Raw genomic sequence first — 24030 nt, 5'->3', positions numbered from 1 at the left:
CGTGGGATCGGTTGGCGCAACAGATGAGGTTGCTGGCTGCCGGGAGGCCTCTCCTGTCATCCGTCGCACCTCCCTCTCCGCCGTCATCCTCGGGCTTGACCCGAGGATCCGCCCGCGTGTGCGGATGGGCCACGATACCTCACCACCTGCAATCGCGCCGCTTTTGAGGAAGTGGTGCGTCGTGCGTCGTCGCTCGGCCGTGACCATCTCGATTTGCCTTAGATTCCTTCAGTGATTTGAGTTATTTTCGATCGTCTTGGCAATCAAGAAGCGATTGCGAACCTTCCTGTTCCAAAAGCGCGCCGTTGACGCGGATCAAGCCTGCTCCACATCCTATCCATTAGGTTCGGGTGAGGTTTTGGCAAAAAGGGGTTGGCCATGACGTTTGGTCTGGATGCACCGTCGGTTTCGACGGTCCGTGACAAGTGGGGCTGGTTTCTCGCCCTTGGAATTCTGCTGCTGGTCTTCGGTTTCATCGCGCTTGCCAATCTCTTCGTGGCGACCGTCGCGTCGGTCTTCTACATCGGCATGATGATGCTGGTGGGTGGCGTTGCCTATCTCGTCCACGCTTTCCAGGTGAAAGGCTGGGACCACATCCTGTTCTGGGCGGCAAGCGGCATACTCTACACCATTGCCGGCCTGCTCGCCTTCTGGAATCCGGCGCTGACCGCCGTTATCGTCACCTTCTTCATGGCGGTGGCGCTGATCGTCGCGGGCCTGTTCCGCATCTGGGTCGGCTTCAAAATGCGGCCGATGCGCGGGTCCGGTTGGGTGATTTTCGGCGGTGTCATATCCGCGCTTGCGGGCCTCGTCATCGCGCTCGGCTGGCCGGTCAACAGCCTCTGGATCCTCGGCCTGTTCCTTGCGATCGACCTGACGATGCAGGGCTGGGCATTGATCGCGGTTGCGCTTGCGGCCAAGGCGTGAAACACGTCAAAGTTGCCGTTAAGTCTTTAATATTGCAATAAAAATATCTCTTCCTGTCATAAAACTTTCATCCAAGCTTCACGTTCGCGAAAGGTATTTTTGACCAATTTCCGGGAACCTGACATTCGTGTTTTAGGCGTGTTTTAGGCCATTGCGCAGTGGAGTAATGAGTAATGTCGTCTGCGGCCATCTTGGAACCGAGCGTTTTCCGTCGGTATGCGAGTGACCAGCTTGTCACCCTCGCGAAGCTGGTTCTCGAAAATGCGTTTCAGCCGATCGTCGAAGTCGGCACCGGGTCAGTCTTCGGTTATGAATCCCTGCTGCGGGGCCAGGAGCGGATCGGGTTTTCGTCGCCGCTCGCACTTCTCGACGAAGCCCAGGAGACCGGCCAGCTTCTGGCGCTCGAACAGATGATGTCGACCCGCGCGCTTGCGAAATTCGCAAGCCTGCCGGATTTCTCGTCCCAGACGCTGTTCCTCAATCTCGATGTGCGGCTCATCCGCCACGGCCACTATTTCCTCGAGAAGGTCGTGCAGCACCTGCGCAAGGCCAATATCGCCCCGTCCTCCGTCTGCTTCGAATTTTCCGAGCGTTTCGACAATACCAGCGTGCCGGAGTTCGCCGATCTAGTCACGCAGATGCGGAAAGAGGGCTTCAAGCTGGCGATCGACGATTTCGGCGTCGGCCACGGCGAGATGAAACTGCTCTGCGACTATCCGGTCGACTACCTGAAGATCGACCGCCATTTCGTCGCCGGCATCGACGGGAACCCGCGCAAGCGCCACCTCGTCAAGAACATCGTCAACATCGCCCACGTGCTCGGCATCCGCGTCATCGCCGAGGGCATCGAGACGGAAGCGGAATTCCTCGCCTGCCGCGAATACGGCGTCGATCTCGTCCAGGGATGGTTCATCGCCCGGCCGACGACATTCATATCCGAACTGCAGCCGTCCTTCCCCTATCTTGCCGATATCGGTCGCACCCGTCGCTCCAGCCAGTCGCTGGACGAGATCCTCATCCGCAAGCAGATCGAGAACCTGCCGACCGTCTACGAGAACCAGAGCATCGACAGCGTCTTCGACCTGTTTCGCCGCAATCCGCGCCAGGCCTTTTTCCCTGTGCTGAACGCAAACGGCGAGCCGCGCGGCGTCATCAACGAATACCACCTGAAGGAATATATCTATCAGCCCTTCGGCCGCGATCTTCTGAAGAACAAGGTCTATGAGCGCTCGATCTCGCATTTCGTCGATCGCGCCCCGATCGTCGGGCTGGATGCGGAGGCCGAGGAACTGATGAGCCTGTTTGCCAATATGGAAAACAGCGCCTGCGTCATCCTCACCGAAAACATGCGCTATGCCGGCGTCGTGTCGGCGGCCTCGCTGATCAAGGTCATCAACGAAAAGCAGCTGAAGATTGCCCAGGACCAGAACCCGCTGACCGGCCTGCCGGGCAACCGCGCCATCCGCGACTTCATGCAGGAAACCGGCCGCGACGACGAGGAAACCCGTTTCTTCTGTTACTGCGATTTCGACAATTTCAAGCCGTTCAACGACCATTACGGCTTCCAGATGGGCGACCATGCGATCTCGCTGTTTGCCGCCCTGATGAAGCGTTATTTCTTTTCAGACGGCGATTTCCTCGGCCATGTCGGCGGCGACGACTTCTTCATCGGCGTGCGCGACTGGACCCGCGACGAGCTGAACGAGATCCTCGAACGCCTGCTTTCCGATTTCCACGACGATGTCGTCGAGCTCTACTCCCCGGAAGAGCGGGCCGCCGGCAAGATCCGTGGCCACGACCGCGCCGGCGCCGAGCGGGATTTCCCGCTGCTGCGCTGCTCGATCGGCGTGCTCGAACTGCCCCAGGGCCTGCTGCTCGACGATGTCGGCCGCATCGGCTCGGAGATCGCCGCCGTCAAGGCGGAAGCCAAGGAAAAAGAAGACGGTCTGGTTTTCGCGAGTTTTGGCGAGACAAAATGATCTAGGCGGCGGAACGCCGCCTTCCTATCAGCCGGGGACTGTCCTAAGTCAGTGCCCGACGCCGGCCGTAAGTCGATGGCTGGTTCTGAGAGGAGTCCTTCCATGCCGCTTCCCACCGAAATGCGTTTCGTCGATCTGCCGTCCTTCGGAGAGCCGGAGGTGATGACCATTGCCAACGGCCCGCTGCCGGCGGCGCGGGCGGGCGAGATCCTGGTCCGGGTGGAGGCGGCGGGCATCAATCGCCCGGATGTGCAGCAGCGCAAGGGCGCCTATCCGCCGCCAAAGGATGCAAGCCCCATCCTCGGCCTGGAAATTGCCGGCGAAGTGGTGGCGCTCGGGGAGGGCGTCGATGAATTCAAGCTCGGCGACAAGGTCTGCGCGCTCGCCAACGGCGGCGGCTACGCGGAATATTGCACGGTGCCGGCCGGACAGGCGCTACCCTGGCCGAAGGGTTTCGATGCGGTGAAGGCTGCGGCGGTTCCTGAAACCTTCTTCACCGTCTGGGCCAATCTCTTCCAGATGGCGGGCCTCACGGAAGGCGAGAGCGTGCTGATCCACGGCGGCACCAGCGGCATCGGCACCACCGCCATCCAGCTCGCCAAGGCCTTTGGCGCGACGATCTACGCGACGGCCGGATCCTGGGAAAAATGCGAGGCCTGCGAAAAGCTCGGCGCCGCAAGAGGCATCGATTACAAGACCGAGGACTTTGCCGAGGTCATCAAGGCGGAAACCGGCGGCCGGGGCGTCGACGTCGTGCTCGACATGATCGGCGCCGCCTATCTCGAAAAGAACCTCTCCGTTCTCGCCAAGGACGGCTGCCTGTCGATCATCGCCTTCCTCGGCGGCAACATGGCCGAAAAGGTCAACCTGTCGCCGATCATGGTGAAGCGCCTGACAGTCACCGGCTCGACCATGCGCCCGCGCACGGCAGACGAAAAACGCGCCATCCGCGACGATCTCTTGAGCCAGGTCTGGCCGCTCCTGGAAAACGGAACCGTCACCCCCGTCATCCACTCGGTGCTGCCGTTCGGACAAGTTATCGAGGCCCACAAGCTGATGGAAACCAGCAGCCATATCGGCAAGATCGTGGTGACGCTTGCATAGTCCTGTTATCGGGCTATACTGGTTTTGATATAAATCGTGGATCGATATGAGGCGGCTGGAATTTCTCGGAGACGCGCTGGATCGCCCGCGGGATTTCCCAGAGCCCGCCCGTAAAGAGGCGGGTGTCCAGTTGCACAAAATTCAACTCGGCCTTGAGCCGAGCGACTGGAAACCGATGACGACGATCGGAGCGGGTGTGCGGGAAATCCGCATCCGCGACGAGACGGGCGCATTTCGCATCATCTACGTGACCAAAATAGAGGATGCCGTTTACGTCCTGCATGCATTTCAGAAGAAGACGCAGCAGACGGCAAAGCGGGATCTGGATATCGCCACCGCACGTCTGCGGCAGATCTGATCGGATTGGACCAATGGAACGCCAGAGCTTTGCAAATGTCTGGGATGCGCTGGAAAACACTCCGGCGCAAGCAGCCAATATGTCGATGCGCTCGGCCCTGCTGATTGCGATCGAGCAGAAGGTTCGGAACTGGAACGTGACCCAGACGGAGGCGGCCGCTCGCCTCGGCATCACCCAGCCGAGGCTGAACGACCTGCTGCGGGGCAGGATTGCAAATTTCAGTCTGGACGCGCTGGTAGAACTTGCTGGAAAGGTTGGGCTTTCCGTCCGGCTGGATATCGCGGACGCAGCCTGATCTTCGATCCCTCGATTGATGGAAACCAGCAGCCATATCGGCAAGATCGTGGTGACTTTGGGCTGAGGGAGAGAATCTGCCTCGATCGAAGCTGGCGAATTCTAGGGGCGGAAGGTCGCCGCCGCAACTCAATTAAATACGCAATCGTTTACATAACGTGGCTTGCAGAACAGGGCTTTGGCACTTACCTTTTAATCATCGTCAACGTAGTGAAAGGAAGGTGATCCAATGTCTAGTGAGATTTCGGTCTGTGTAACGGGCAATGGAAAGGTGGCGGTCTTGACGGGGCAACCCTCGGCCTGAACCTCATCTTCCTTCGGGCCGCTGTGAAGCGCCCCGGGTTCGTTCAACCGGACCAAACTCATGGAAGGGTCGCCTGGAGCGGCCCTTTTCCATTTCTGGCCCTTTCATTTTCAGCGCCGGCGGCTCTTCATCTTTCATTATTTCTAATATGAGAAAGACCCATGCGCTCATCGCATGGGTGGCCTGCCGAGTGGGCGCTTTTAGTGCACGTTTGATGAGCTTATATAGATCTCATCGAAGCAAACGAGAGCGCCAAGGACTGGCGCTCAAGCTTCGAAAATCCCAGGAAAGGGGAACCATCATGAACGTCGCACGCACTCTTAACAATTGGCGCAAGTACCGTCAGACGGTTGCCGAACTGGGCCGTATGACACCGCGCGAACTCAACGATCTCGGCATTGCCCAGGGCGATATCCGCCGCGTTGCGCGCCAGGCCGTCGGCTTCTGATCGCCATCTGACATGAAGTTATGTCGAACGCCCGCATCCGCGGGCGTTTTGCATTTTGTGCATAGCTGCCATCTCAAATCCCGATACGCCCGAGCGCCGGGACCTTGATGCCGGGATTGGCGAAATCGAGGCCGGCGACCAGGCCCAGGAAATGCACTTCGAACCCGCTGCGCAGGCCGGCCGACAATCCGATGAGGCCGCGGAGCGTCACATGCACATCGCGCCAGTCTTCGTCCACATGGATGAATTCCCCATCCGGCAGGTAATCGCGCCCGACGGCGTGCGGCGGCAGCACGGCGTCAAGCTCCGGCACGGTGCGCAGCACATAGGCGACGAACGTGTTGGAATTAGGCCCCGGCCAGATCGTGTAGCCGCCCGGCTCGGCGTAAGGATAGGCCGCGATCGCGCCCTCGATCTTGGGGATCAACAGTTCCGCCTTCGAACCCGTCACCGAGGTGACGAGTTGCGGCGGGTTGGAATACCAGAAGGCGTCCGGCTCCCGGTGGTTGCGGCGGATCGGATTGCCCCAGCCGACCTTGTCGTAACGCGTATAGGTCCGGGCGCCCTTTTCCTTGTAGACGATCCAGGCATGGCTCGCGACGGCACCCTTCAGGCCTCCCGTCATTGCCGAGAAGACGTAGATCGCCGCATCACTGCTCTCTTCGGGCTTTGGCAGGATGCCGGCCGACGACCAACGCGCATTGCTCCAACCGGAAGGCCGGTCCTTGATCGCCCATAATCCCGCCGACGCGAATGTGGGCAGGAGGTAGACAATGAAGATGGCCAGAAACAACCGCTTAACCGATTTCATACGGTCCCCCATGAAAATCCCGCCGGACTCGTTTAAGAGCCTGTGATATGCGCCCGATGATAGGCACTATTGAAACCGGCAATTTCAGGACAGACCATGCAAAACCCCGTTACCGTTGAAGTTACCAGAGGCAACCTTGTCGAAAGCCGCCATCGTGGGCTCGGTGCCGTCGTCGATGGTGACGGCAAGGTTCTGTTCTCGTTCGGCGAGGCGGAAGCGCATGTCTTCCCGCGCTCCGCCAGCAAGGCCATGCAGGCGCTGCCGCTCATCGAAAGCGGTGCGGCGGATGCCTATGGCTTCGGCAACAAGGAACTGGCGTTTGCCTGCGCCTCCCATTCCGGCGAGGACGCGCATGTGGCGATGGCCGCCTCGATGCTGAGCAAGGCCGGACGTGATGACGGCGCGCTCGAGTGCGGCGCCCATTGGGCATCCGAACAGGCGGTGCTGATCCATCAGGCCCGCACCATCGAGGCACCGACCGCCCTTCACAACAACTGCTCCGGCAAACATTCCGGCTTCGTCTGCACCTGCGTGCACACCGGCATGGAAGTCAAAGGCTATGTCGGTTACGACCATCCGCTGCAGGCGGAAATCCGCGGCACGATGGAAGTGCTGGCCGGCGCCGTCATCGGCCACCAGAATTGCGGCATCGACGGCTGCTCGATCCCGACCTATGCGGTGCCGCTGAAGGGCCTCGCCCACGGTTTCGCAAAGATGGCGACCGGCAACACCCTGTCCGCCGAACGCGCCAAAGCCTCGCGCCGGCTGATGGACGCGTGCATGGCCGAACCCTTTTATGTCGCCGGCACCAACCGCGCCTGCACCAAGCTGATGGAAGTCGCGCCCGGCAAGATCTTTGCCAAGACAGGCGCCGAGGGCGTGTTCATCGCGGCCCTTCCGGACCAGGGTATCGCCATGGCGGTGAAATGCGAGGACGGCACCACGCGCGCCGCCGAAGCGATGATCTTCGCCCTGATCGCCCGCTATTTCGAAAAGGGCGGCGAGGTGCACACCAAGCTGATGGCGATGGCCAACAAGCCGATGAAGAACTGGAACGGCATCCATGTGGGTGACGTCAGGGTGACCGACGCGCTGTTTGCGTGAGATTGGTCAGATCGCTCCAGTCGGCATCAATGCACCGGGCGAGGTTTTAGGGAAACCAGCTCCCCAAACTCCGTCATCCTCGGGCTAGACCCGAGGATCCATCCACGCGAAGTCTTTCGCGTGAAAAGAGTCCCTTCACCACAGACGCGGCGGTGGATCCTCGGGTCAAGCCCGAGGATGACGGCGGAGAGGATGGAGAGGGCAGTGCCTTTAGGGGAGAGGCGCCAAAATTCCCGGTGTCTCGCCTCACGCCTCCATGAGACCCACACCTATCGACCGATAAGGCGCAATCCGCTCTTCATCCATTCCGCTTTGCACGATCATGCCCGACAATGCCGAAACCGGCATGATCACATGCGGTGAAACCGCGTCGAGCTTCTCCGCCGTGGCGAGCGTGATGGTCTCGGCCGAACATGCCGCAATATGCCGCTTGATCGCCGCCTCCTCGAAATCGCCGGTCGAAAGCCCGCGCACTGGGTGGGCGGCGGTGACGCCGAGGAAGAAGATGTCCGGCCGCATCAGCCCGATCTGCGCCATGGCCGCGGCACCCGTCGCGACCATCGAATGTTTGTAAAGCCGCCCGCCGATCAGGATCACCTCTGCTGTCGGATGATGCTCGAGTTCCGCCGCGATCGTCGGGCTGTGGGTGATGATCGTGAAGGCAAAATCGCGGGGTAGGGCGCGGGCGATTTCCGCTGTCGACGTGCCGCCGTCGAGAAAGATCGTCTGCCCCTCACGCACCATCCCGGCCGCCTTTGCGCCAAGCCGCTGCTTTACATCCGATGACACGGCCCGCCGGGCCGAAAAATCCGGCAGGTCGGGAGAGGCCGGCATTGCCCCGCCATGCACGCGCCGTAGCAGCCCTTCGGCTGCCATCTCCCGAAGATCCCGCCGGATCGTGTCCTCCGACAGAGAGAATTCCTCTGCCGCCCGTTTGGCGACGACCTGCCCCTCCCGGCGCAGCATGTCGAGGATGAGGCTCTTGCGTTGGCTTGTCAGCATAGGTCTTGACTCTGCACGAAATTGCATGAATAAGCGCATTTATGCCTGAATTCGCTTTGGGTGTAAAGCATTTCGTGCAGTTCCGTGATGAATACGGACAGGTTTGGAGAAACGAAGATGTTGATCTTGATTGCAGGCCCATACCGCTCGGGTACCGGAGACGACCCTCAGAAGATGGCGGAAAACCTCAGGCGGCTCGAAGCGCCGTCGCATGCGCTGTTCAAGGCCGGTCATGTGCCGATGATCGGCGAATGGGTGGCGCTGCCGGTCTGGCATGCGGCCGGCGGAAAACATGTCGGTGACGATCTCTACGAGGAGATCTTCCATCCGGTCGCCGGCCGTCTGCTGCAGCTCTGCGAGGGCGTCCTGCGCCTGCCGGGAGCCTCCAAGGGCGCCGACAACGATGTCCGGATCGCCACCGAACGCGGCATTCCGGTCTGGCATCGGCTGGAGGATGTCCCCGGAGTGAGTTGACCGGTGGTTTGAGGCTTCCGACGTCGGAAAACCGTGTTAGAACACCGCCGCTCAACGGAGGATTTTCATGTATACGCTGTTCTTTTCGCCCAATGCCTGTTCGCTGGCCAGCCATATCGCGCTTGCCGAATCCGGTCTGCCCTACGAGATCAAGTGGGTGAAATTCGCCGACAAGGAACAGCAGTCGGAAGCCTATCTGAAGATCAACCCGAAGGGCCGCGTGCCGGCACTCGCAACGGACAGGGGCGTCATCACCGAGTCCGTCGCGATCCTCGCCTTCATCGCCCAGGCCGCGCCCGAGGCGAAGCTGGCACCGCTCGACGATCCGTTCCTGTTCGGCAAGATGCAGGCCTTCAACGCCTATATCGCCTCCACGGTGCACGTCGCCTATGCCCATTGGCGCCGCGGTTACCGCTGGGCGGACAACCAGTCCTCCTTCGACGACATGATCGCCAAGGCGCCAAAGGTCTTCCACGACAGTTTCCAGCTGATCGAGGATTCCTTCCTGGAAGGCCCTTACGTGCTGGGTGAGACCTATTCGGTGGCCGACGCTTATCTCTACCTGATGACCGATTGGCTCGCCAACATGAAACTCGACCGTGCGGACTTCCCGAAGGTCAATGCGCATTACGAGCGGATGAAGCAGCGCCCGGCGGTACAGCGCGCCATAGCCGAACAAGCTGCCGCGACCGCTGCCTAACCCTGGCCCTTAACCTTGGTAGGTGGCGGCAAGCTTCTTCGGCGCTCGAAAGCGCCATGCCGCCACCAGCCGCATTTTCAGCTCGTCGTCGCTAATCTCGTCGATCCGCACCGGCAGCGATGGCCAGCCGCGGTAATGGTCGGTCTGAAAATAGATGTCCGGCGCCATTTCGATCAGCCGTTCCTTCTCGTCGATCGGAACGGCGAGCACGATGGTCTCGTCATTCTTGACCGAGACGAAGGCCTTGCCGCCCACCTTCAATGCCGGTGTCCCGTAGTGGGTCGATTGCTCGACTTCCGGCAACCCTGCCTGTACCGCGAGCAGCTTAAGCCGCTCGAATATGGAATTCACGTCAGACATCCGATCCGCCCTTTCGGGACACGGATCATAGGGCCGTCAGGCGCATTTCGCGAGAGGCGCGTTGTTGCGATTCGTGTCAGTGTGAAGCGGGCGCGGGAAGGGTAGGTCGGCGAGCTGCCGCAGGTCCATCGAGCGAATGTCGGGATGGCGGAACGGGTCGTTCGACTGCAGGTCCACCAATGTTTCGGTCGTTTCCAACCAGGCTTTCAGGTTCAAGAAAATCTTCAGCGGTCCCATGACCGGTCACCTCGCAAATTTGTTATCATTTGCAGAGGCAATATCGGCTCACCAGCGTCCTTTTTCAATTGAGTTCTTGAGTGACTGACTATAGAAAATCTATATGAGCAATCTCAACCTCGTGCATCTCAACGGCTTGCGGGCACTGGAAGCGGTCGGCCGCCTCGGTTCATTGCAGGCGGCGGCGGACGAACTCGGCGTGTCGGTCGGTGCCGTCAGCCAGCAGGTCATCAAGGCCGAAGCACAGCTCGGCCAGCCGGTCTTTCAACGGCTGCCGAAGGGCATGAAGCCGGTCGATGCCGCACGGCCGATGCTGGCGCGATTGACCGAAGGTTTTCACACGCTCTCCGAAGCGGTTGCGATCGGCAGGCGCCAGGACGATGCGCTGCTGACCATCTCCGTCGCACCGGTCTTTGCGGCGCGGTTCCTGGTCCACCGACTCGACCGGTTCTCAAGCCTGCACCCGGAAATCCGGCTGCGCATGGATGCGACGACCAGGCTCGCCGATCTCGGCGTCGACGATATCGATCTCGGCATTCGGGTCGGGCCGGGCACGTGGCCGGGCGTCGACGCCGAACTGCTCATCGAACAGACGGTGTTCCCGGTCTGCTCCCCGGCGCTTGCAGAAAAACTGAAGGAGCCGAAGGACATCCTGAAACTGCCGGCGATCATCGACGGTCCCTCGATGTTCTCCTGGGAGATCTGGCTGAACGAGGCGGGTCTGTCCGGTGCCGGCATGGCGACGCGCCATGTGTTCAACGACGCCTCGCTCTGCCTCGATGCGACGATCGCGGGGCAGGGGGTGATGCTCGCCTGGCATACGCTCGCCACCTACGCGCTGGAACAGGGGCGGCTGGTCGAGCCGTTCTCGATCCGGGCGCATACCGGCATGGGGCATTATCTCGTCACCCGCGCCGGCGCACGGTTGCCGGCGAAGGTAAGGGCTTTCCGCGATTGGCTGAAGACGGAGCTGCCGCCACTCACGGAAAACCGGGTTTAAGGCATTACGCCGGTTCGGCGGTCCGCTTGTCCCACATCGCCTTGAAGCCCGGGCGAGCCTGGGCGGCCTCGATCCAGGCCTTCAAGGCCGGACGGCTGTCGAACAGCGGCGCATACCCTTGCGCATACCGTACGACTTCCGCAACATTGATATCCGCCACGGTAAAGCGACCGCCGACCATGTGGCTGTTCTTGGAAAGGTGCTTTTCGAGCACGTCGAACGGCCGCTTCAGGGTGCGGGCCGCGACTTCGATGTCAGCCTTGCCTTCTTCGGTTTCGGCGCGGCCGCCGGCGATCGTGGCGGAGATCTTCAGTGCCGGGGTCTCGACGCTGGTGGCGCCGAACAGCGACCACTGCACCATCTGGCCTTCCTCGGCAATATCCTTCGGCCCGAGCTCGCCGCCGTATTTGCGGGCGAGATAGAGCGTGATCGCCAGCGACTCGTGCAGCACGAAACCGTCGTCGTCCATCGAGGGCACGGAACCCATCGGATTGACGCTCAAGAATTCCGGCGACAGCGTATTGATCGGTGCGCCCGGTGCCATCGGCTCGGGCAGGCGATAACCCTGGATGATCGGAATATGTTCGAAAGGAATACCCAGTTCCTCGACGAGCCAGAGCGGGCGCGTGGCACGCGAGCGGTAAACACCATAGATTTTCAGCATTAAAGTCCCTCCAGAAAATGCGAGCGCAAGCTACGGGCAGGCCGCGCAAAACGGAAGACCAATACGCGTTGGACGATGATGAAAGTTTTCGATAGGATTTAATCGTGTCCGATTTCTTGGAAAGGAGCCCGCCATGCGCACCACCCAGTCGCTCAGCATCACCCTGCCGCTCGAAATGGCGCAGATGGTCAAGGCCAAGGTCGCCTCCGGCGAATATGCCACCGAAAGCGAAGTCATCCGCGACGGCCTGCGCACGCTGCTCGCCCGCGATGCGGCGATCGAGAAGTGGCTGGTGGAGGAGGTGGCTCCGGCCTACGATGAACTCAAGGCAAATCCTGAGCGCGCGCTTTCGGCCGAAGAGGTCAGCGCGCGCCTTGATGCCAGGATGGCCTCGCTTCTGGAAAAGCAGAACAAGGCATGAGCCACAAGGTCGTTTTTGGACGCAGGGCCAGCGACGATCTTGAAGATCTTCTCATCTATCTGTCTCCCGAAATGGGTGTGGAACAGGCCCGTGCCTATGTCGGTAAGATACAAAGCTATTGCCTTGGTTTTTCGACCTTTCCCAAGCGTGGGATGTTGCGCGACGACATTAGACCCGGCATTCGCCTCGTTGGATATCGCTACAAGGCGACGATCGCCTTTTTCGTGGAGGAAGATGTCGTCTTCATAGCGCGCATTTTCCATCGGGGCCGCAATATCGATTTGGACGATTCCAGTGATCTCGATTAAACGATCCGGTTGTTCTCGATCGTCAGATGCTTGAACCCCTGGGCCTGCCCGTCGCCCCGGCCGAGTTCGGCGGTGGAAGGCGTCTTCCAGCGGTAGCCGATCACCGCGCCGTCCTTCATCGCCTCGAACAGGTTGCCGGAAATCAGCGCTCCGCCGGCGCCTTCCACCACCGTCACCGCACAGCCGACCTTCGCTTGCCGAACGATGTTGTTGCTGACGAGGACGTTGCGCAGATATGGCCCGAAACCGAGCGCCATGCCCCAGAGCGGCACATTCTCGATGACATTGCCCGTCACCGCCGTATCTGCTTCCACGCTGATGCCGACGCCGAAGATCGCTCCGTCGAGCACATAGGGGCCGGTCGGCGTCAGGTTGCGGACGATATTGTTGGCGACGGTCGCAAGCCGGCCACCCTCGTTGAAATTGACGACCGAAATGCCGTTGGCCGCACCGTCGATGATATTGCCCGAGACCATCGCGCCCTCGAAGGCGAATTCCGCGTAGATCGCCGTCTCGCCGGAAGCAAGGCAGGTGTTGTTGGCGATCTGGGCGTTCGAGGCGCTGTTGGCGCGGATCGCCGAAAAGGCCGACTGCGAGATCTGGTTGCCGGTGACCATGACATTGTCGGCCCGGAACAGGTTGATCGCATTGCCGAACTGGCCGGTGCCGCCGTTGGTGGCGCCGATCCTGGAGATGCGGTTGCCGGAAACGATCGTGCCGTCGGCGCCCTTGGTCCAGCGGTGGATGAGGATGCCGCCATTGCCGCAATCGAAGACCGTGTTGCCGGTGACAGAAAGGCCCGTGCTTTCAACGGCATATAGACCATATTCGGCGACGCCCGAAATCCGGCTCCGCTCGATCCGTCCGCCGCAGCGTTCGAACTGCACGGCGGTCTTGCGCGCGCCGATGATCTCGCAATTGTCGATGACGATCTCACTGATGCCGCGCATGTGGACGAGCGCCGGGCTCTGGTCGTCGAGCCGTCGGTTGGCGCCGTCGATGACGAGGTTGGAAAGTTCGATGCGGCGCGCGCCGTCGGCCCTCAGCATCCGCCCGTCGCCCGAATAGATGAGCCGCGAAGCGCCAGGCACGCCGGTGATGCGGGTGCCATCCGGCAGGTCGAGATTGGACACCGGATAGTTTCCGGGCGGCAGGAAGACCGGCATGTTCTGGCGTGCCGCCTTGGCGATGACCTCGCCGAGCTTGCGGCTCTGCTTGTCGCCTCCATCGGGCGTGACGCCGTGCGCGCCGGCATCGATCGAGCCGCGCAGGTCGATCGTCGAAAAGCCTTGCGGGGCCGAAAGAACACGGCCAGGAACGGTCCCGGCAGCCGCCGCGCCCGCGATCATCGTCAACGCCGCCCGTCTCGAAATCATCCAGCGCTTCCCCCTGGCGTCAATAAAACATTTTCCATGCCGGTCCTTTATATTGTTATTACGCTAAAAGTTTTGGATGACTGAGTAAAAAAGGCTTCTTCCCAAGCTTCAATCATGGCAATTTCACGATGATTTTAAGCAACGATAAGGAATTCTCCGCCATTCTATACGGTAATCGGGCGGCGGGTTCCCGCATATTTTTCTATTGAAAATGAAGAGGAGGCACTCGGATGGCGGGACCCATGTCGCATAGCATGCCCTTGACGTTTGCCGCCGATCCGCTTGACGAGCTCTGCAGCCGCCTCCTGCGCGTTTCCGCCGACAGCGATATCGATCTCGACATTGCGCTGGTCACGCGAGAGCTCGAAACCCGTACCCTTCTCGATCAGCTCCCGGACTTCATTTATGTAAAGGACCGTCTCGGCCGCTTCGTCTTTGCCAATGCCGCAGCCGGCCGCAGCAGCAAGCTGCATAAAGGCTTTGACCTGATCGGCCAGACGGATTTCGACATTCTCGATCATGAAACCGCGCGCGAATTGTTTCTCGTCGAACAGGAGATCATGTCGACCGGCGTGGCGATCGACGGTCGCGAGGAACGCGTCAAGCTCGGCGATGGCCGCGTGCTCTGGCTCGCCACCTCGAAAATGCCGTTGCGCGACAGTCACGGGCAGGTCGTCGGCCTGGTCGGCATTTCGCGCGACATCACCGAACGCAAGCGCCAGGACGACCGCCGGCATGGCCATGCGCGTCTTCTTGAGATGATCGCCCGCGGCCAGCCTCTCTCGGCGGTTCTGGATGCGCTTGTCAAAACGGTGGAGGATGAGCTGGACGACATGACGGCGTCGGTCCTGTTTCTCGAAGAAGGTTCGGACCGGCTGCGCCACGGCGCGGCGACCCGTCTTCCGCCAGCCTATGTGAAACTGATCGATGGCATCGAGATCGGCCCGAAGGTCGGCTCCTGCGGCACGGCTGCCTGGCGGCGCGAGCCCGTCTTCGTCAAGGACGTGCTGGCCGACCCGCTGTGGGAAAATTATCGCGAGCTGGCGCTGAGGTTCGGCTTTCGCTCCTGTTGGTCGACGCCGATCATGGGCGCCGACGGGCTGGTGCTGGGCACGTTCGCTCTATATTCCGGTGCACCGCGCGAACCGACCGAGCTCGAGCTTGAGTTGACCGCGATGGCGACCGATATTGCCGGCATCGCCATCGAGCGCACCCGCTCGGAAGAGCGCATCCAGCACATGGCGCATCACGATCCGCTGACCGGCCTGCCGAACCGGACGCTGTTCTGGGCGCAGTTCAGCCGTGCCCTGCACGAGGCCCGCCGCGAGAACCGCAAGGTCACGGTCGCCTATCTCGACCTCGACAATTTCAAGCAGATCAACGATACGCTGGGGCACGCGGCCGGCGACGAGGTGTTGAAAACGCTGTCGTGGCGCATGGTCAATTGCGTCCGCGTGACCGATCTTCTCGTTCGCCTCGGCGGCGACGAGTTCGCGATCGTCTTCAGCAATGTCAGCCAGGACGAACTTGGCGTGGTACGCCGGCTTCAGGAATTGCGAACCGCGATCTCGAAGCCCATCGTCATCGACGACAAGAGCGTCACCGCCACCTGCAGCATGGGCGTCGCCTTCTTCCCGCAGGACGGAAATACGCCCGAGGAATTGCTCGCCCGTGCCGACCGCGCCATGTACGAAGCCAAGGACTTGGGCCGCGACCGCCTGCGCGTTTCGGCAGGCGAGGGGATTTAACCCTCGTCCTCCGTGTCGGCATCCATGCCGAAATGCTTCTCCGCATCCCGATGGCCTTCGAGGATGTTGACGACTTGGAATTCGTCGCCGACGTAGCGAAAAAAGACTATATAACCACGAAAAGCTGTGCTTCGAATGGCGGTCTCAAGCTCGTCGCGAGCACGGCCCATTTTACCTGGAAGGCCGGCAAGGCTTATGCATTTCAGCCGTAGTTGCCTAGCAAAGCCTCGTCCGGTGGCTGGATTGCCGCTTTCTCGCGTAATATAGGCTTGGATCTGTGCAAGATCTGAGCGGGCGCTGCTGAGATAGCGAAGCTGGGGCAATTAAAAGCCTTCCTTGGCAAGCTTTTCGGCCTCTGCGTCAAGAAAGGCCTCAACCTCTTCATCGGTATGGCTTCCACCAGCCGCAATTGAGCTTTGAATGGTCTCCCTCAGCGCCGAGAGCTTCGCCTCGCGCTCCTCCACCAGCCGCAACCCTTCGCGCACGACCTCGCTGGCCGAGCCGTAGCGGCCGTCCTGCACGGCTTCCTCGATGAACTTTTCCCAGCGGGGACCGATCGAAACATTCATGTGCCTGCCTCCGGATAATCTCCGTCAAGAATACGGGAATGGCAATTTATGCGCAATCTATGGCATTGGCCGGGGCGCTTCGGAGAGCTCGCCTTCCGGCAATTTTTCCGGCGTCACGAAGACCTCTTCGTAGCTCGACACGAATTTTTCGAACAGCAGCGAGAATGCGTGAAGTTCGTCTTCCGGCCAGTCCTCCAGGACGCGGGCCAGCAGCGAGCGTTTGACGGAGCGGATCTCAGCCAGCAGGCTGTCGCCGGATTCGGTCCGCACCACCAAGGAGCGGCGGCCGTCCGCCTGCGAAGCGTCGCGGCGCAGGATGCCGCGGGCGACGAGATCGGCCACCAGCCGGCTGCCGCGCGAGGGATCGATGCGCATCGCCTCGGCGATCGCGCCGACCGTCACCTCACCCTCGATGCGGCGCATCACGTCCAGCACGTCGAGATGCGAAATTTCGAGGCCCGGCGCGATATTGGCGATCGCCGTGCGGCCGATGATCCGCCGGCCGATCAGAATCCGCATCCGCCCGAGCATCTCGCTCACGCGGGCCACATCCTCGGGGGAAGGGGAGGCAACGGCAGTGTTCTGGTTCAAAAGGCTCTTCGCTGTCATGCGATGAACATATCAAAGCGGACAAGGCTTTCCAACCATTCTTTGCGTCGTGCATCAAAGTGTCGTTGACAATTATATGCTGAAGGCACATAAAATTCCGACACTTTGGATTGATCTCATGGATATGACCCGCCCGGCCCATGTGCCGCTCGTCGCCAACCACCGCCAGCGGTTGGTGATCTTCTGCTTTTTGCTGACAGCGCTGTTCATGGCGACGCTGGACAACCAGATCGTCTCGACCGCGCTGCCGACGATTATCGGCGAGTTCGGCGAACTGGAGCGTTTCGGCTGGGTCGGCTCAGCCTATCTTCTTGCCAGCAGCGCCTCGATGCCGATCTACGGCAAGCTCGGTGATCTGTTCGGCCGCAAGTACGTGATGCTGGCGGCGATCGTCATCTTCACCATCGGCTCGCTGACCTGCGGGCTTGCCTGGTCGATGGATTCGCTGATCGCCTCGCGCGTCCTCCAGGGGCTCGGCGGCGGCGGCATCATGGTGTCGATCTTTTCCATCAATGCCGACCTGTTCGAGCCGCGCGAGCGGGCGAAATACCAGAGCTATTCGAGCCTGGTGATCATGGCCTCCGGCAGCCTCGGCCCGCTGCTCGGCGGCACGATGAGCGAGCTGTTCGGCTGGCGGTCGATCTTCCTCATCAACCTGCCGATCGGCATCATCGCCGTGACCGGAATTTCGCTTCTGCTTCCCTATCGCCGCCCGATCCGCAAGCCGAAGATCGATTATCTCGGCGCCGTCCTCCTGGCCGGAACCGTCGCGAGCATCGTCGTCTGGGCCGACAGCGTCACGCTGTTCGGCTCGCTGGTCGCCTGGCAGTCGATGCTGGTCGTGGCGATCGGCGCACTCTGCGCCGCTCTCTGGGTGTTTGTCGAAGGCCGCGTGCCCGAGCCGATCGTGCCGCTGAAACTCTTCCGCGACTCGACCTTTTCGCTGTTTCTGATCGTCTCCTTCTGCACCGGCGCGGTGGCGATCGGCATGGCGAACTATTTCGCGCTCTTCCTGCAGACGACGACAGGCCTCTCGCCCACAACCGCGAGCTTCTGCTTCGTCGCCACGACGCTCGGCATCGTCATCGGCTCGCTATCGACGGGCCGGCTGATCTCGATCACCGGCCGCTACAAGCCATTTACGCTGCTGGGGCTGTCGCTGAATATCGTCGCGCTGTTCATCTTCTCGCAGCTTCCGGTCGCAACCCCGATCTATATCATCCTCGGCTTCATGCTGATGCAGGGTCTGGCGATCGGCTTCGGCCAGCAGGCGCCGATCATCGGCGTACAGAATTCCGCCCCCCGCGAGGATGTGGGCGCGGCGACCGGTGCCGTGACGCTGATGCGCATGGCCGGCGCCTCGATCGCCATCTCGGTCTATGGCGCGATCGTCGCGGCCGGCATCAGGGGCGTCGGCACCAGCATTCCGGGCGTCGAGGATATCGGCTCGCTGACGCCCCTGATGATGCTGGCATTGCCCGAGCCGTCACGCATCGCGGTCCACACGCTTTATACCGAGGCTTTCACCCCCGTGTTCATGGCCGGCAGTGCCATCGCTGCCGTCGGCCTCATCGCCGCCTTTATGCTGAAGCCGGTTCGCCTGCCATCTGCGGTCGTGGCCGAAAAGAAGCCGGTGGCCGTCTCGGAGTAATCTGGCGCAACGTCGTTTTTGCCCTATCTTCAAGGGCATGAAACCAGAGGCGCTGCTTCATCCCACCCCGGCCGGGCTGTTCTGCCCCATCGGCGGCTTCCATGTCGATCCGGTCCGTCCCGTCGAGCGGGCGCTGATCACCCACGGCCATTCGGACCACGCTCGCGTCGGCCACGCCAAGGTTCTGGCGACCCGCCAGACGCTCGACATCATGCGGCTGCGTTATGGCGAGGATTTCTGCGGCGAGGAACAGGCAGCCGCTTTCGGCGAAGAGATCGATGTCGAAGGCGTGCGGCTGAGCTTCCACCCCGCCGGCCACGTGCTCGGATCGGCCCAGGTCGCCATCGAAAAGGATGGGCTGCGGATCGTCGTTTCGGGCGATTACAAGCGTGGCGTCGATCCCACCTGCGCTCCCTTCGAGCCGGTCGCCTGCGACGTCTTCATCACCGAGGCCACCTTCGGCCTGCCGGTCTTCCATCACCCGGATCCGAGGCAAGAGATCGATAAGCTGCTCACCTCGCTGAAGCAGTTTCCGGAACGCAGCCACCTCGTCGGCGCCTATGCGCTCGGCAAGGCGCAGCGCGTCATCCGGCTGATCCGCGATTGCGGTTATCACGAACCGATCTACATCCACGGCGCATTGGCGAAACTCTGCGACTATTACGCCGCCCAGGGCATAGATCTCGGCGATATAAGACCCGCGACCATCGAGAAGAGCAGTCCCGACGCCTTCAAGGGCGCCGTCATCGTCGGCCCGCCCTCGGCCTTCCAGGATCGCTGGGCACGCCGCTTCAACGAACCCCTGATCGCCTTTGCGTCGGGCTGGATGATGGTTCGCCAGCGCGCCAAGCAGGGCGGCGTCGAACTGCCGCTCGTCATCTCCGACCATTGCGACTGGCCGGAACTTCTCTCGACCATCGAGGAGATCGGCCCGAGCGAGGTCTGGGTCACCCACGGCCGCGAGGAGGCTCTGGTGCGATGGTGCGAGCTGAAGAACATCCCCGCCCGGCCGCTGCATCTGGTGGGCTATGAGGATGAGGGGGATTGAATGGGGATGGTCTTCGTTCAGCGCTCCGTAGCCACCCCCCTCTGGCCTGCCGGCCATCTCCCCCTCAAGGGGGGAGATCGACTCGCGGCAACGTCTCGCCATCCTCAGGTGTTGGTTTTGGAGGCGAGCCCGTGCGTCTTGCAGATCTCCCCCCTTGAGGGGGAGATGCCCGGCAGGGCAGAGGGGGGTAAGCTACACGCCGCGTTCTCAAAGAGGTGGCTCCCATGAAAGCCTTCGCCACCCTCCTCGACCGCCTCGTCCTCACCCCGTCGCGCAACGGCAAGCTAACCCTTCTCGCCGACTATTTTCGCGATACCCCCGATCCAGACCGCGGCTACGGCCTTGCCGCACTCGCCGGCGGGCTCGACCTGAAGAGCGTCAAGCCGGCCATGCTGCGCGACCTCGTTCTGGAACGCATGGACGAGGTCCTGTTTCGCTATTCCTATGACTATATCGGCGATCTCGCCGAAACCATATCGCTGGTCTGGGATGGCGGCGCCAAGGATGTGATCGATGACGACCACCAGCCGCGCCTGAGCGAAGTGGTCACGAAAATGAACTCCCTCGGCCGCACCGAAGTGCGCTCCGCCGTCCGCGATTTGCTCGACAAGCTCGACACCTCGAGCCGTTTCGCCTTCCTGAAACTCGTGACCGGTGCTTTGCGCATCGGCGTTTCCGCCCGTCTCGCCAAGCAGGCTTTGTCGGACATGAGTGGAAAAGATGTCACCGAGATCGAAACCCTCTGGCACGGGCTGACCCCGCCCTACGAACCGCTCTTCGCCTGGCTTGAGGGCAGGGCCGACAAGCCGGTTCTCGCAACGCCGGCGATCTTCCATTCGGTCATGCTCGCCAATCCGGTCGAGCCGGGCGATCTCGAAAAGCTCGATCCCGCCGATTACGCCGCCGAATGGAAATGGGATGGCATTCGCGTCCAGATGTCGAGCTATGGTGGCACGAAAAAGCTTTATTCCCGCTCCGGCGACGACATCACCGGCGCTTTTCCGGATGTCGTCGGGTCGATCAATTTCGAAGGCGTCATCGACGGCGAACTGCTGGTCGGCGGCACCGCCCGCTCCAACAACCCGACCCGTACATTCTCCGACCTGCAGCAGCGGCTGAACCGCAAGACGGTGACGGGCAAGATGCTGGACGAATATCCGGCCTTCGTGCGCGCCTACGACCTGCTGTTCGAAAGCGATCTCGATATCCGCGCCGAAACCTTCTTCGAGCGCCGCAGGCGGCTCGGTGACGTCATCGAGCGGGCGCCGCACGACCGTTTTGACCTGTCGCAGCTTGTGCCCTTCGCCACCTGGGACGAACTCGACCGCATCCGCATCTCCCCGCCCGATCCGGTCATCGAAGGGGTAATGATCAAGCGCAAGGACAGCCCCTACCAGGCCGGCCGCCTGAAGGGGCCGTGGTTCAAGTGGAAACGCGATCCCTACAATATCGACGCGGTGATGCTTTATGCCCAGCGCGGCCATGGCAAGCGCTCGAGCTATTATTCCGACTTCACCTTCGGCGTCTGGGCCGAGACGCCCGACGGCGAGGAACTCGTGCCGGTCGGAAAAGCCTATTTCGGCTTTACCGATGCGGAGCTGGAAGTGCTCGACAAGTTCGTGCGCGACAACACGGTCGATCGCTTCGGGCCGGTCCGGGCGGTGCGGGCGGAGCGGGATTTCGGTTTCGTGCTGGAAGTCGCCTTCGAGGGCATCAACCGCTCGACCCGCCACAAGTCCGGCGTCGCCATGCGTTTCCCGCGTATCGCCCGGCTTCGTTATGACAAGCTGCCGCGCGATGCCGACCGGCTGTCGACCCTGACCGCGATGCTGGATGCCAAGACCGGCTGAAACCCGTTGCTGTTCCCGAATCGTTGAATGGACAGCGCCTTTCACGAGTGCTGAAATCGGAATCGCGCGCAACGGACGAATGGATTCCGCAGACATGGCATCGAAAGACATGGCATCAGACCGCATCTTTGCTTCGAAATTCCCCTCGCGACACGATGGCGTCACCCGCCGCATGCTTCTGGCGGGGTCCGCCGGCCTCGCGGTCGCAGCCCTGCTGCCGGCCGTGGCCAGCGCGGAGTTTCCCGTTCCCGACGTTCCGCCGCTCGAGAAGGAAGACTATGGCGAAGCCCGCAAGCGGTTCCATACCAATCTCTTGAGGAAGGGCCCGTCGCCGGAACAGTCTCCCCCGCTTGGCACGCCCGCAGGCGCCAGGAAGGTGATGTATCGCGGCGGCCCGAACGGCTCGATCGAACTGATCGCCTGGGTCTCGCCTTATGAGCCCTCCACCAAGCTGAAACCCGCGGTTCTCTTCCTGCACGGCGGCAACGCCACTGGGGACGGTCACTGGGAACTGATGAAGGCCTATTGGGAGGCGGGCTATGTCGTCATGCTGCCCTCGTTCCGCGGCGAGAACGGCCAGGCCGGCAATTATTCGGGCTTCTACGACGAGACTTCGGATGCGCTGGCCGCGGCCAGCTACCTGGAGGAACTGCCGGGCATCGACAAGAACCGTTTCTTCCTCGCCGGCCATTCGAACGGCGGCACGCTGGCGCTGCTCGCCTCGATGACGCGAAAGTTCCGCGCCTCGGCGCCGATCTCGGCGGGCGTCAATTCCTGGCGTTATTTCGGCCGGTTCGAGCGCGAGGTCCGTTTCGACGAGAGCGACCAGAAGGAGTTCATCATGCGCTCCTCGGTCTGCTTCGGCCACAGCCTCAAATGCCCGACGCTCCTGCTGCGCGGCACCGAGGAAAGGCCCTTCGACGCCGACCATCAGTTGCTGATGGACCGGGCAAAATCGGCCGGCGTCTTGATCGAGGCAAAGCTACTGCCCGGCAACCACAACGGCGTCGTCCCCGGCGCGGTCGCCGAAAGCATCCGCTTCTTCAACCAGGTCACGGGTTAGGGCCGAACCGAGCCCGCTACGCGTCGTCAGAAATGCCCGAACATCAGCGATCGGTGCGTCGCAGCGCCTGCCATGGCGCCGTCGCCGACGGCAATGGCCACCGAGCCCGCAGCGCGGGCTGCATCGCCGCAGGCGAAAACGCCGGCAATGCTGGTCTGCTGGGTCATGTCGGTGTGGATGAACTGGCCAACCGGTCCATCCTCCAGGGCGCAGCCGAGCTGTTCGGCGAGGGGGCTTGCCAATTCCGTTTGCGACAGGGCGAAAAGTCCGGCAAAACTCAAGGCCCGGCCATCCTGCAGCAGGATTTCGGCATGGCCGCCGATCGACGAGATCGACGTTTCTTCGATGGTGACGCCGCGCGCTGCCAGCTGGCCGGCCTGTTCCACGTCAGGTCGGAACGCATCGTTGAGCAGCAGGGTCGTAGGCCCCCAGTCGGGTAGCATCAGCGCGTGGTGCATCGACATCGCGGAGACACCGATCACGCCTATCCGCCCGCGGTTCAATTCGTAACCGTGGCAATAGGGGCAATGAAAGACGCTCTTGCCCCACCGGTCGATCAGGCCGGGGATCTCAGGCAGGTGATCCTTGACGCCCATGGCGAGCACCAGCCGTTTCGCCGCAAGCTCCTTGCCGCCTGCTGTCACCGAGAATCCGGTTTCGCTTTTCCGGGCATCGTCGGCCCGTGCGTCGAGCCATTCGACGGTCGGATAGGCCATCAGCTGCGAACGAGCCTCACCGGCAATTGTCTCGGGCCTTTCCCCGTCGCGGGTGAGGAACCCATGGGAAGTCTCGGCAAAACGGTTCCTGCGGCGGCCGTCGTCGATCACCAGAACGCGGCGGCGGGCGCGGGCGAGCTGCAGGCCGGCCGAAAGACCGGCGTAGCTCCCGCCGATGATGATGCAATCGTAGGACATGCTGATACTCCTTGGCTATCTCGAAACAACATAAGTTGCGTGACAGGGCGCAGTCAACGCTTTTGTAACTTGTATTGTTGCGTAATATGAACTTGTGCTAGGGTCAGCAAACGAGAGGGAAACTGGAGTGCCGATCGATGAGACATGACAGCCGGCTGTCGCGCATGCTGCACGTGTTGATCCACATGGATCGGCATGAAGGCGCAGCGACGTCCGAGAGGATTGCAGCGATGCTGGACGTCAATCCCGTCGTCATCCGCCGCACGATGGCGGGGCTTCGGGACGCGGGATATGTCACGTCCGAAAAGGGGCACGGCGGCGGCTGGAAACTTGCCCGACCGCTGGGAGAGATGACGCTGCTCGACATCTACCACGCAATCGGCAGGCCGCCCGTATTCGCGGTCGGACCTGCCTGCGACACGCCGCAATGCCTTGTGGAACAGGCCGTCAATGCCGCGCTCACGGATGCCTTTGTCGCGGCCGAAAAACTCCTGCTCGAGCGTTTGGGCGATGTGACGCTTGCCGATATTGCCCGCGATTTCGAGGCGCGGTTTGCGATGCTGCCCGCGCACGGGCATGGGGCAGAGTGCAAGGCCGGTTAGCCACATTCACGCGATCCGTGGGGCGGCTCGGCGGCTCTTCATTCCGGACACCCGGAAGTTAACGAGTAAGTCGCGCCGCATCTGACGATGTGCCATCTGGGCGCC

At 61.7% G+C, this 24030-nt stretch carries 28 protein-coding genes; 18 read left to right on the top strand and 10 right to left on the bottom strand.

Going from position 1 to position 24030, the window contains the following annotated elements:
* Positions 1 to 378 precede the first annotated feature (378 nt).
* From PMI07_RS33315 to PMI07_RS34660, 6 genes are all read left to right on the top strand, one after another.
* Positions 379 to 927 carry an HdeD family acid-resistance protein gene (locus PMI07_RS33315; RefSeq protein ID WP_024164402.1) on the top strand — a complete coding sequence of 183 codons (549 nt, stop codon included), beginning with the start codon at positions 379 to 381 and terminating at the stop codon, positions 925 to 927.
* A 173-nt stretch (positions 928 to 1100) separates the two neighbouring features.
* Positions 1101 to 2906: a GGDEF domain-containing protein gene (locus PMI07_RS33310; RefSeq protein ID WP_024164401.1), complete on the top strand. Its 1806-nt coding sequence runs from the start codon at positions 1101 to 1103 to the stop codon at positions 2904 to 2906.
* A 102-nt stretch (positions 2907 to 3008) separates the two neighbouring features.
* Positions 3009 to 4010: an NAD(P)H-quinone oxidoreductase gene (locus PMI07_RS33305; RefSeq protein ID WP_007751085.1), complete on the top strand. Its 1002-nt coding sequence runs from the start codon at positions 3009 to 3011 to the stop codon at positions 4008 to 4010.
* Positions 4011 to 4056: 46 nt separating this feature from the next.
* Complete coding sequence (locus tag PMI07_RS33300) at positions 4057 to 4368, top strand: type II toxin-antitoxin system RelE/ParE family toxin (protein ID WP_007751083.1); 312 nt, start codon at positions 4057 to 4059, stop codon at positions 4366 to 4368.
* A gap of 13 nt (positions 4369 to 4381) precedes the next feature.
* Entirely contained in the window at positions 4382 to 4663 is a 282-nt protein-coding gene (locus PMI07_RS33295; protein WP_007751081.1) for an XRE family transcriptional regulator, read from the top strand.
* A 604-nt stretch (positions 4664 to 5267) separates the two neighbouring features.
* Positions 5268 to 5414: a DUF1127 domain-containing protein gene (locus PMI07_RS34660; RefSeq protein ID WP_007751079.1), complete on the top strand. Its 147-nt coding sequence runs from the start codon at positions 5268 to 5270 to the stop codon at positions 5412 to 5414.
* A gap of 73 nt (positions 5415 to 5487) precedes the next feature.
* Here PMI07_RS34660 and PMI07_RS33290 read toward each other — a convergent pair whose 3' ends face one another.
* Positions 5488 to 6225: a DUF3750 domain-containing protein gene (locus tag PMI07_RS33290; RefSeq protein WP_037088807.1), complete on the bottom strand. Its 738-nt coding sequence runs from the start codon at positions 6223 to 6225 to the stop codon at positions 5488 to 5490.
* A 96-nt stretch (positions 6226 to 6321) separates the two neighbouring features.
* On the opposite strand from PMI07_RS33290, the gene PMI07_RS33285 reads away from it, so the two are divergent.
* Positions 6322 to 7329: an asparaginase gene (locus tag PMI07_RS33285; protein WP_007751073.1), complete on the top strand. Its 1008-nt coding sequence runs from the start codon at positions 6322 to 6324 to the stop codon at positions 7327 to 7329.
* A 246-nt stretch (positions 7330 to 7575) separates the two neighbouring features.
* Here PMI07_RS33285 and PMI07_RS33280 read toward each other — a convergent pair whose 3' ends face one another.
* Positions 7576 to 8331, bottom strand: coding sequence for a DeoR/GlpR family DNA-binding transcription regulator (locus PMI07_RS33280; RefSeq protein WP_007751070.1), 756 nt, complete (start codon positions 8329 to 8331; stop codon positions 7576 to 7578).
* A 117-nt stretch (positions 8332 to 8448) separates the two neighbouring features.
* Between PMI07_RS33280 and PMI07_RS33275 the strand changes: the two genes are divergently transcribed.
* Both PMI07_RS33275 and PMI07_RS33270 read left to right on the top strand, forming a co-directional pair.
* The gene (locus PMI07_RS33275; protein ID WP_007751069.1) at positions 8449 to 8805 is read left to right on the top strand and encodes a hypothetical protein; all 357 of its coding nucleotides are present in this window, start codon (positions 8449 to 8451) and stop codon (positions 8803 to 8805) included.
* A gap of 67 nt (positions 8806 to 8872) precedes the next feature.
* Entirely contained in the window at positions 8873 to 9505 is a 633-nt protein-coding gene (locus PMI07_RS33270) for a glutathione S-transferase family protein (RefSeq protein WP_007751068.1), read from the top strand.
* A 9-nt stretch (positions 9506 to 9514) separates the two neighbouring features.
* On the opposite strand, the gene PMI07_RS33265 is transcribed toward PMI07_RS33270, so the two are convergent.
* Together PMI07_RS33265 and PMI07_RS33260 are read right to left on the bottom strand one after the other, a co-directional pair.
* Entirely contained in the window at positions 9515 to 9865 is a 351-nt protein-coding gene (locus PMI07_RS33265; RefSeq protein ID WP_007751067.1) for an MmcQ/YjbR family DNA-binding protein, read from the bottom strand.
* A 36-nt stretch (positions 9866 to 9901) separates the two neighbouring features.
* On the bottom strand, positions 9902 to 10102 hold the full coding sequence (locus tag PMI07_RS33260; protein WP_007751065.1) for a hypothetical protein: 201 nt from the start codon (positions 10100 to 10102) through the stop codon (positions 9902 to 9904).
* A 103-nt stretch (positions 10103 to 10205) separates the two neighbouring features.
* Between PMI07_RS33260 and PMI07_RS33255 the strand changes: the two genes are divergently transcribed.
* Positions 10206 to 11102 (top strand): LysR substrate-binding domain-containing protein, encoded by an 897-nt coding sequence (locus tag PMI07_RS33255; protein ID WP_024164400.1) that lies wholly within the window; start codon positions 10206 to 10208, stop codon positions 11100 to 11102.
* A gap of 4 nt (positions 11103 to 11106) precedes the next feature.
* Here the strand turns inward: PMI07_RS33255 and PMI07_RS33250 are convergent, their stop codons facing one another.
* Complete coding sequence (locus tag PMI07_RS33250; protein WP_007768758.1) at positions 11107 to 11766, bottom strand: glutathione S-transferase family protein; 660 nt, start codon at positions 11764 to 11766, stop codon at positions 11107 to 11109.
* Between the two features lie 133 nt (positions 11767 to 11899).
* Between PMI07_RS33250 and PMI07_RS33245 the strand changes: the two genes are divergently transcribed.
* Both PMI07_RS33245 and PMI07_RS33240 read left to right on the top strand, forming a co-directional pair.
* The gene (locus tag PMI07_RS33245) at positions 11900 to 12187 is read left to right on the top strand and encodes a type II toxin-antitoxin system ParD family antitoxin (RefSeq protein ID WP_007768755.1); all 288 of its coding nucleotides are present in this window, start codon (positions 11900 to 11902) and stop codon (positions 12185 to 12187) included.
* Positions 12184 to 12495, top strand: a complete 312-nt coding sequence (locus PMI07_RS33240) for a type II toxin-antitoxin system RelE/ParE family toxin (protein WP_007768751.1) — start codon at positions 12184 to 12186, stop codon at positions 12493 to 12495. Before PMI07_RS33245 ends, PMI07_RS33240 begins: the two co-directional genes overlap by 4 nt.
* Here PMI07_RS33240 and PMI07_RS33235 read toward each other — a convergent pair.
* Positions 12492 to 13871 carry a TIGR03808 family TAT-translocated repetitive protein gene (locus tag PMI07_RS33235; protein WP_007768748.1) on the bottom strand — a complete coding sequence of 460 codons (1380 nt, stop codon included), beginning with the start codon at positions 13869 to 13871 and terminating at the stop codon, positions 12492 to 12494. The genes PMI07_RS33240 and PMI07_RS33235 overlap by 4 nt on opposite strands.
* Positions 13872 to 14101: 230 nt before the next feature.
* On the opposite strand from PMI07_RS33235, the gene PMI07_RS33230 reads away from it, so the two are divergent.
* The gene (locus PMI07_RS33230) at positions 14102 to 15619 is read left to right on the top strand and encodes a diguanylate cyclase (protein ID WP_024164399.1); all 1518 of its coding nucleotides are present in this window, start codon (positions 14102 to 14104) and stop codon (positions 15617 to 15619) included.
* On the opposite strand, the gene PMI07_RS33225 is transcribed toward PMI07_RS33230, so the two are convergent.
* The 3 genes from PMI07_RS33225 to PMI07_RS33215 are packed head-to-tail and all read right to left on the bottom strand — an operon-like array spanning position 15616 to position 16797.
* Positions 15616 to 15942 carry a type II toxin-antitoxin system RelE/ParE family toxin gene (locus PMI07_RS33225; protein WP_024164398.1) on the bottom strand — a complete coding sequence of 109 codons (327 nt, stop codon included), beginning with the start codon at positions 15940 to 15942 and terminating at the stop codon, positions 15616 to 15618. The genes PMI07_RS33230 and PMI07_RS33225 overlap by 4 nt on opposite strands.
* On the bottom strand, positions 15943 to 16188 hold the full coding sequence (locus tag PMI07_RS33220) for a type II toxin-antitoxin system ParD family antitoxin (RefSeq protein ID WP_024164397.1): 246 nt from the start codon (positions 16186 to 16188) through the stop codon (positions 15943 to 15945). It lies immediately after the preceding gene.
* 57 nt (positions 16189 to 16245) lie between these two features.
* Positions 16246 to 16797 carry a MarR family winged helix-turn-helix transcriptional regulator gene (locus PMI07_RS33215; protein ID WP_007763480.1) on the bottom strand — a complete coding sequence of 184 codons (552 nt, stop codon included), beginning with the start codon at positions 16795 to 16797 and terminating at the stop codon, positions 16246 to 16248.
* A 118-nt stretch (positions 16798 to 16915) separates the two neighbouring features.
* Between PMI07_RS33215 and PMI07_RS33210 the strand changes: the two genes are divergently transcribed.
* The 4 genes from PMI07_RS33210 to PMI07_RS33190 all read left to right on the top strand — a co-directional run bounded on the left by PMI07_RS33210 (position 16916) and on the right by PMI07_RS33190 (position 22409).
* Positions 16916 to 18448 (top strand): MDR family MFS transporter, encoded by a 1533-nt coding sequence (locus tag PMI07_RS33210; RefSeq protein WP_024164396.1) that lies wholly within the window; start codon positions 16916 to 16918, stop codon positions 18446 to 18448.
* A 37-nt stretch (positions 18449 to 18485) separates the two neighbouring features.
* Positions 18486 to 19496 carry a ligase-associated DNA damage response exonuclease gene (locus tag PMI07_RS33205; RefSeq protein ID WP_007765188.1) on the top strand — a complete coding sequence of 337 codons (1011 nt, stop codon included), beginning with the start codon at positions 18486 to 18488 and terminating at the stop codon, positions 19494 to 19496.
* Positions 19497 to 19720: 224 nt separating this feature from the next.
* On the top strand, positions 19721 to 21346 hold the full coding sequence (locus PMI07_RS33195) for a cisplatin damage response ATP-dependent DNA ligase (protein WP_007765181.1): 1626 nt from the start codon (positions 19721 to 19723) through the stop codon (positions 21344 to 21346).
* Positions 21347 to 21455: 109 nt separating this feature from the next.
* Positions 21456 to 22409 carry an alpha/beta fold hydrolase gene (locus PMI07_RS33190; RefSeq protein ID WP_037088893.1) on the top strand — a complete coding sequence of 318 codons (954 nt, stop codon included), beginning with the start codon at positions 21456 to 21458 and terminating at the stop codon, positions 22407 to 22409.
* A gap of 26 nt (positions 22410 to 22435) precedes the next feature.
* Here the strand turns inward: PMI07_RS33190 and PMI07_RS33185 are convergent, their stop codons facing one another.
* Positions 22436 to 23323 (bottom strand): NAD(P)/FAD-dependent oxidoreductase, encoded by an 888-nt coding sequence (locus PMI07_RS33185; RefSeq protein WP_007765174.1) that lies wholly within the window; start codon positions 23321 to 23323, stop codon positions 22436 to 22438.
* A gap of 137 nt (positions 23324 to 23460) precedes the next feature.
* On the opposite strand from PMI07_RS33185, the gene PMI07_RS33180 reads away from it, so the two are divergent.
* Positions 23461 to 23925 (top strand): Rrf2 family transcriptional regulator, encoded by a 465-nt coding sequence (locus PMI07_RS33180; RefSeq protein ID WP_007765170.1) that lies wholly within the window; start codon positions 23461 to 23463, stop codon positions 23923 to 23925.
* Positions 23926 to 24030 lie beyond the last annotated feature (105 nt).

This window comes from Rhizobium sp. CF080 (assembly GCF_000282095.2).
Taxonomy (GTDB): domain Bacteria; phylum Pseudomonadota; class Alphaproteobacteria; order Rhizobiales; family Rhizobiaceae; genus Neorhizobium.
Note: the sequence above shows the minus strand (reverse complement) of the source record. Positions and strands in the feature narration are given on the sequence as shown.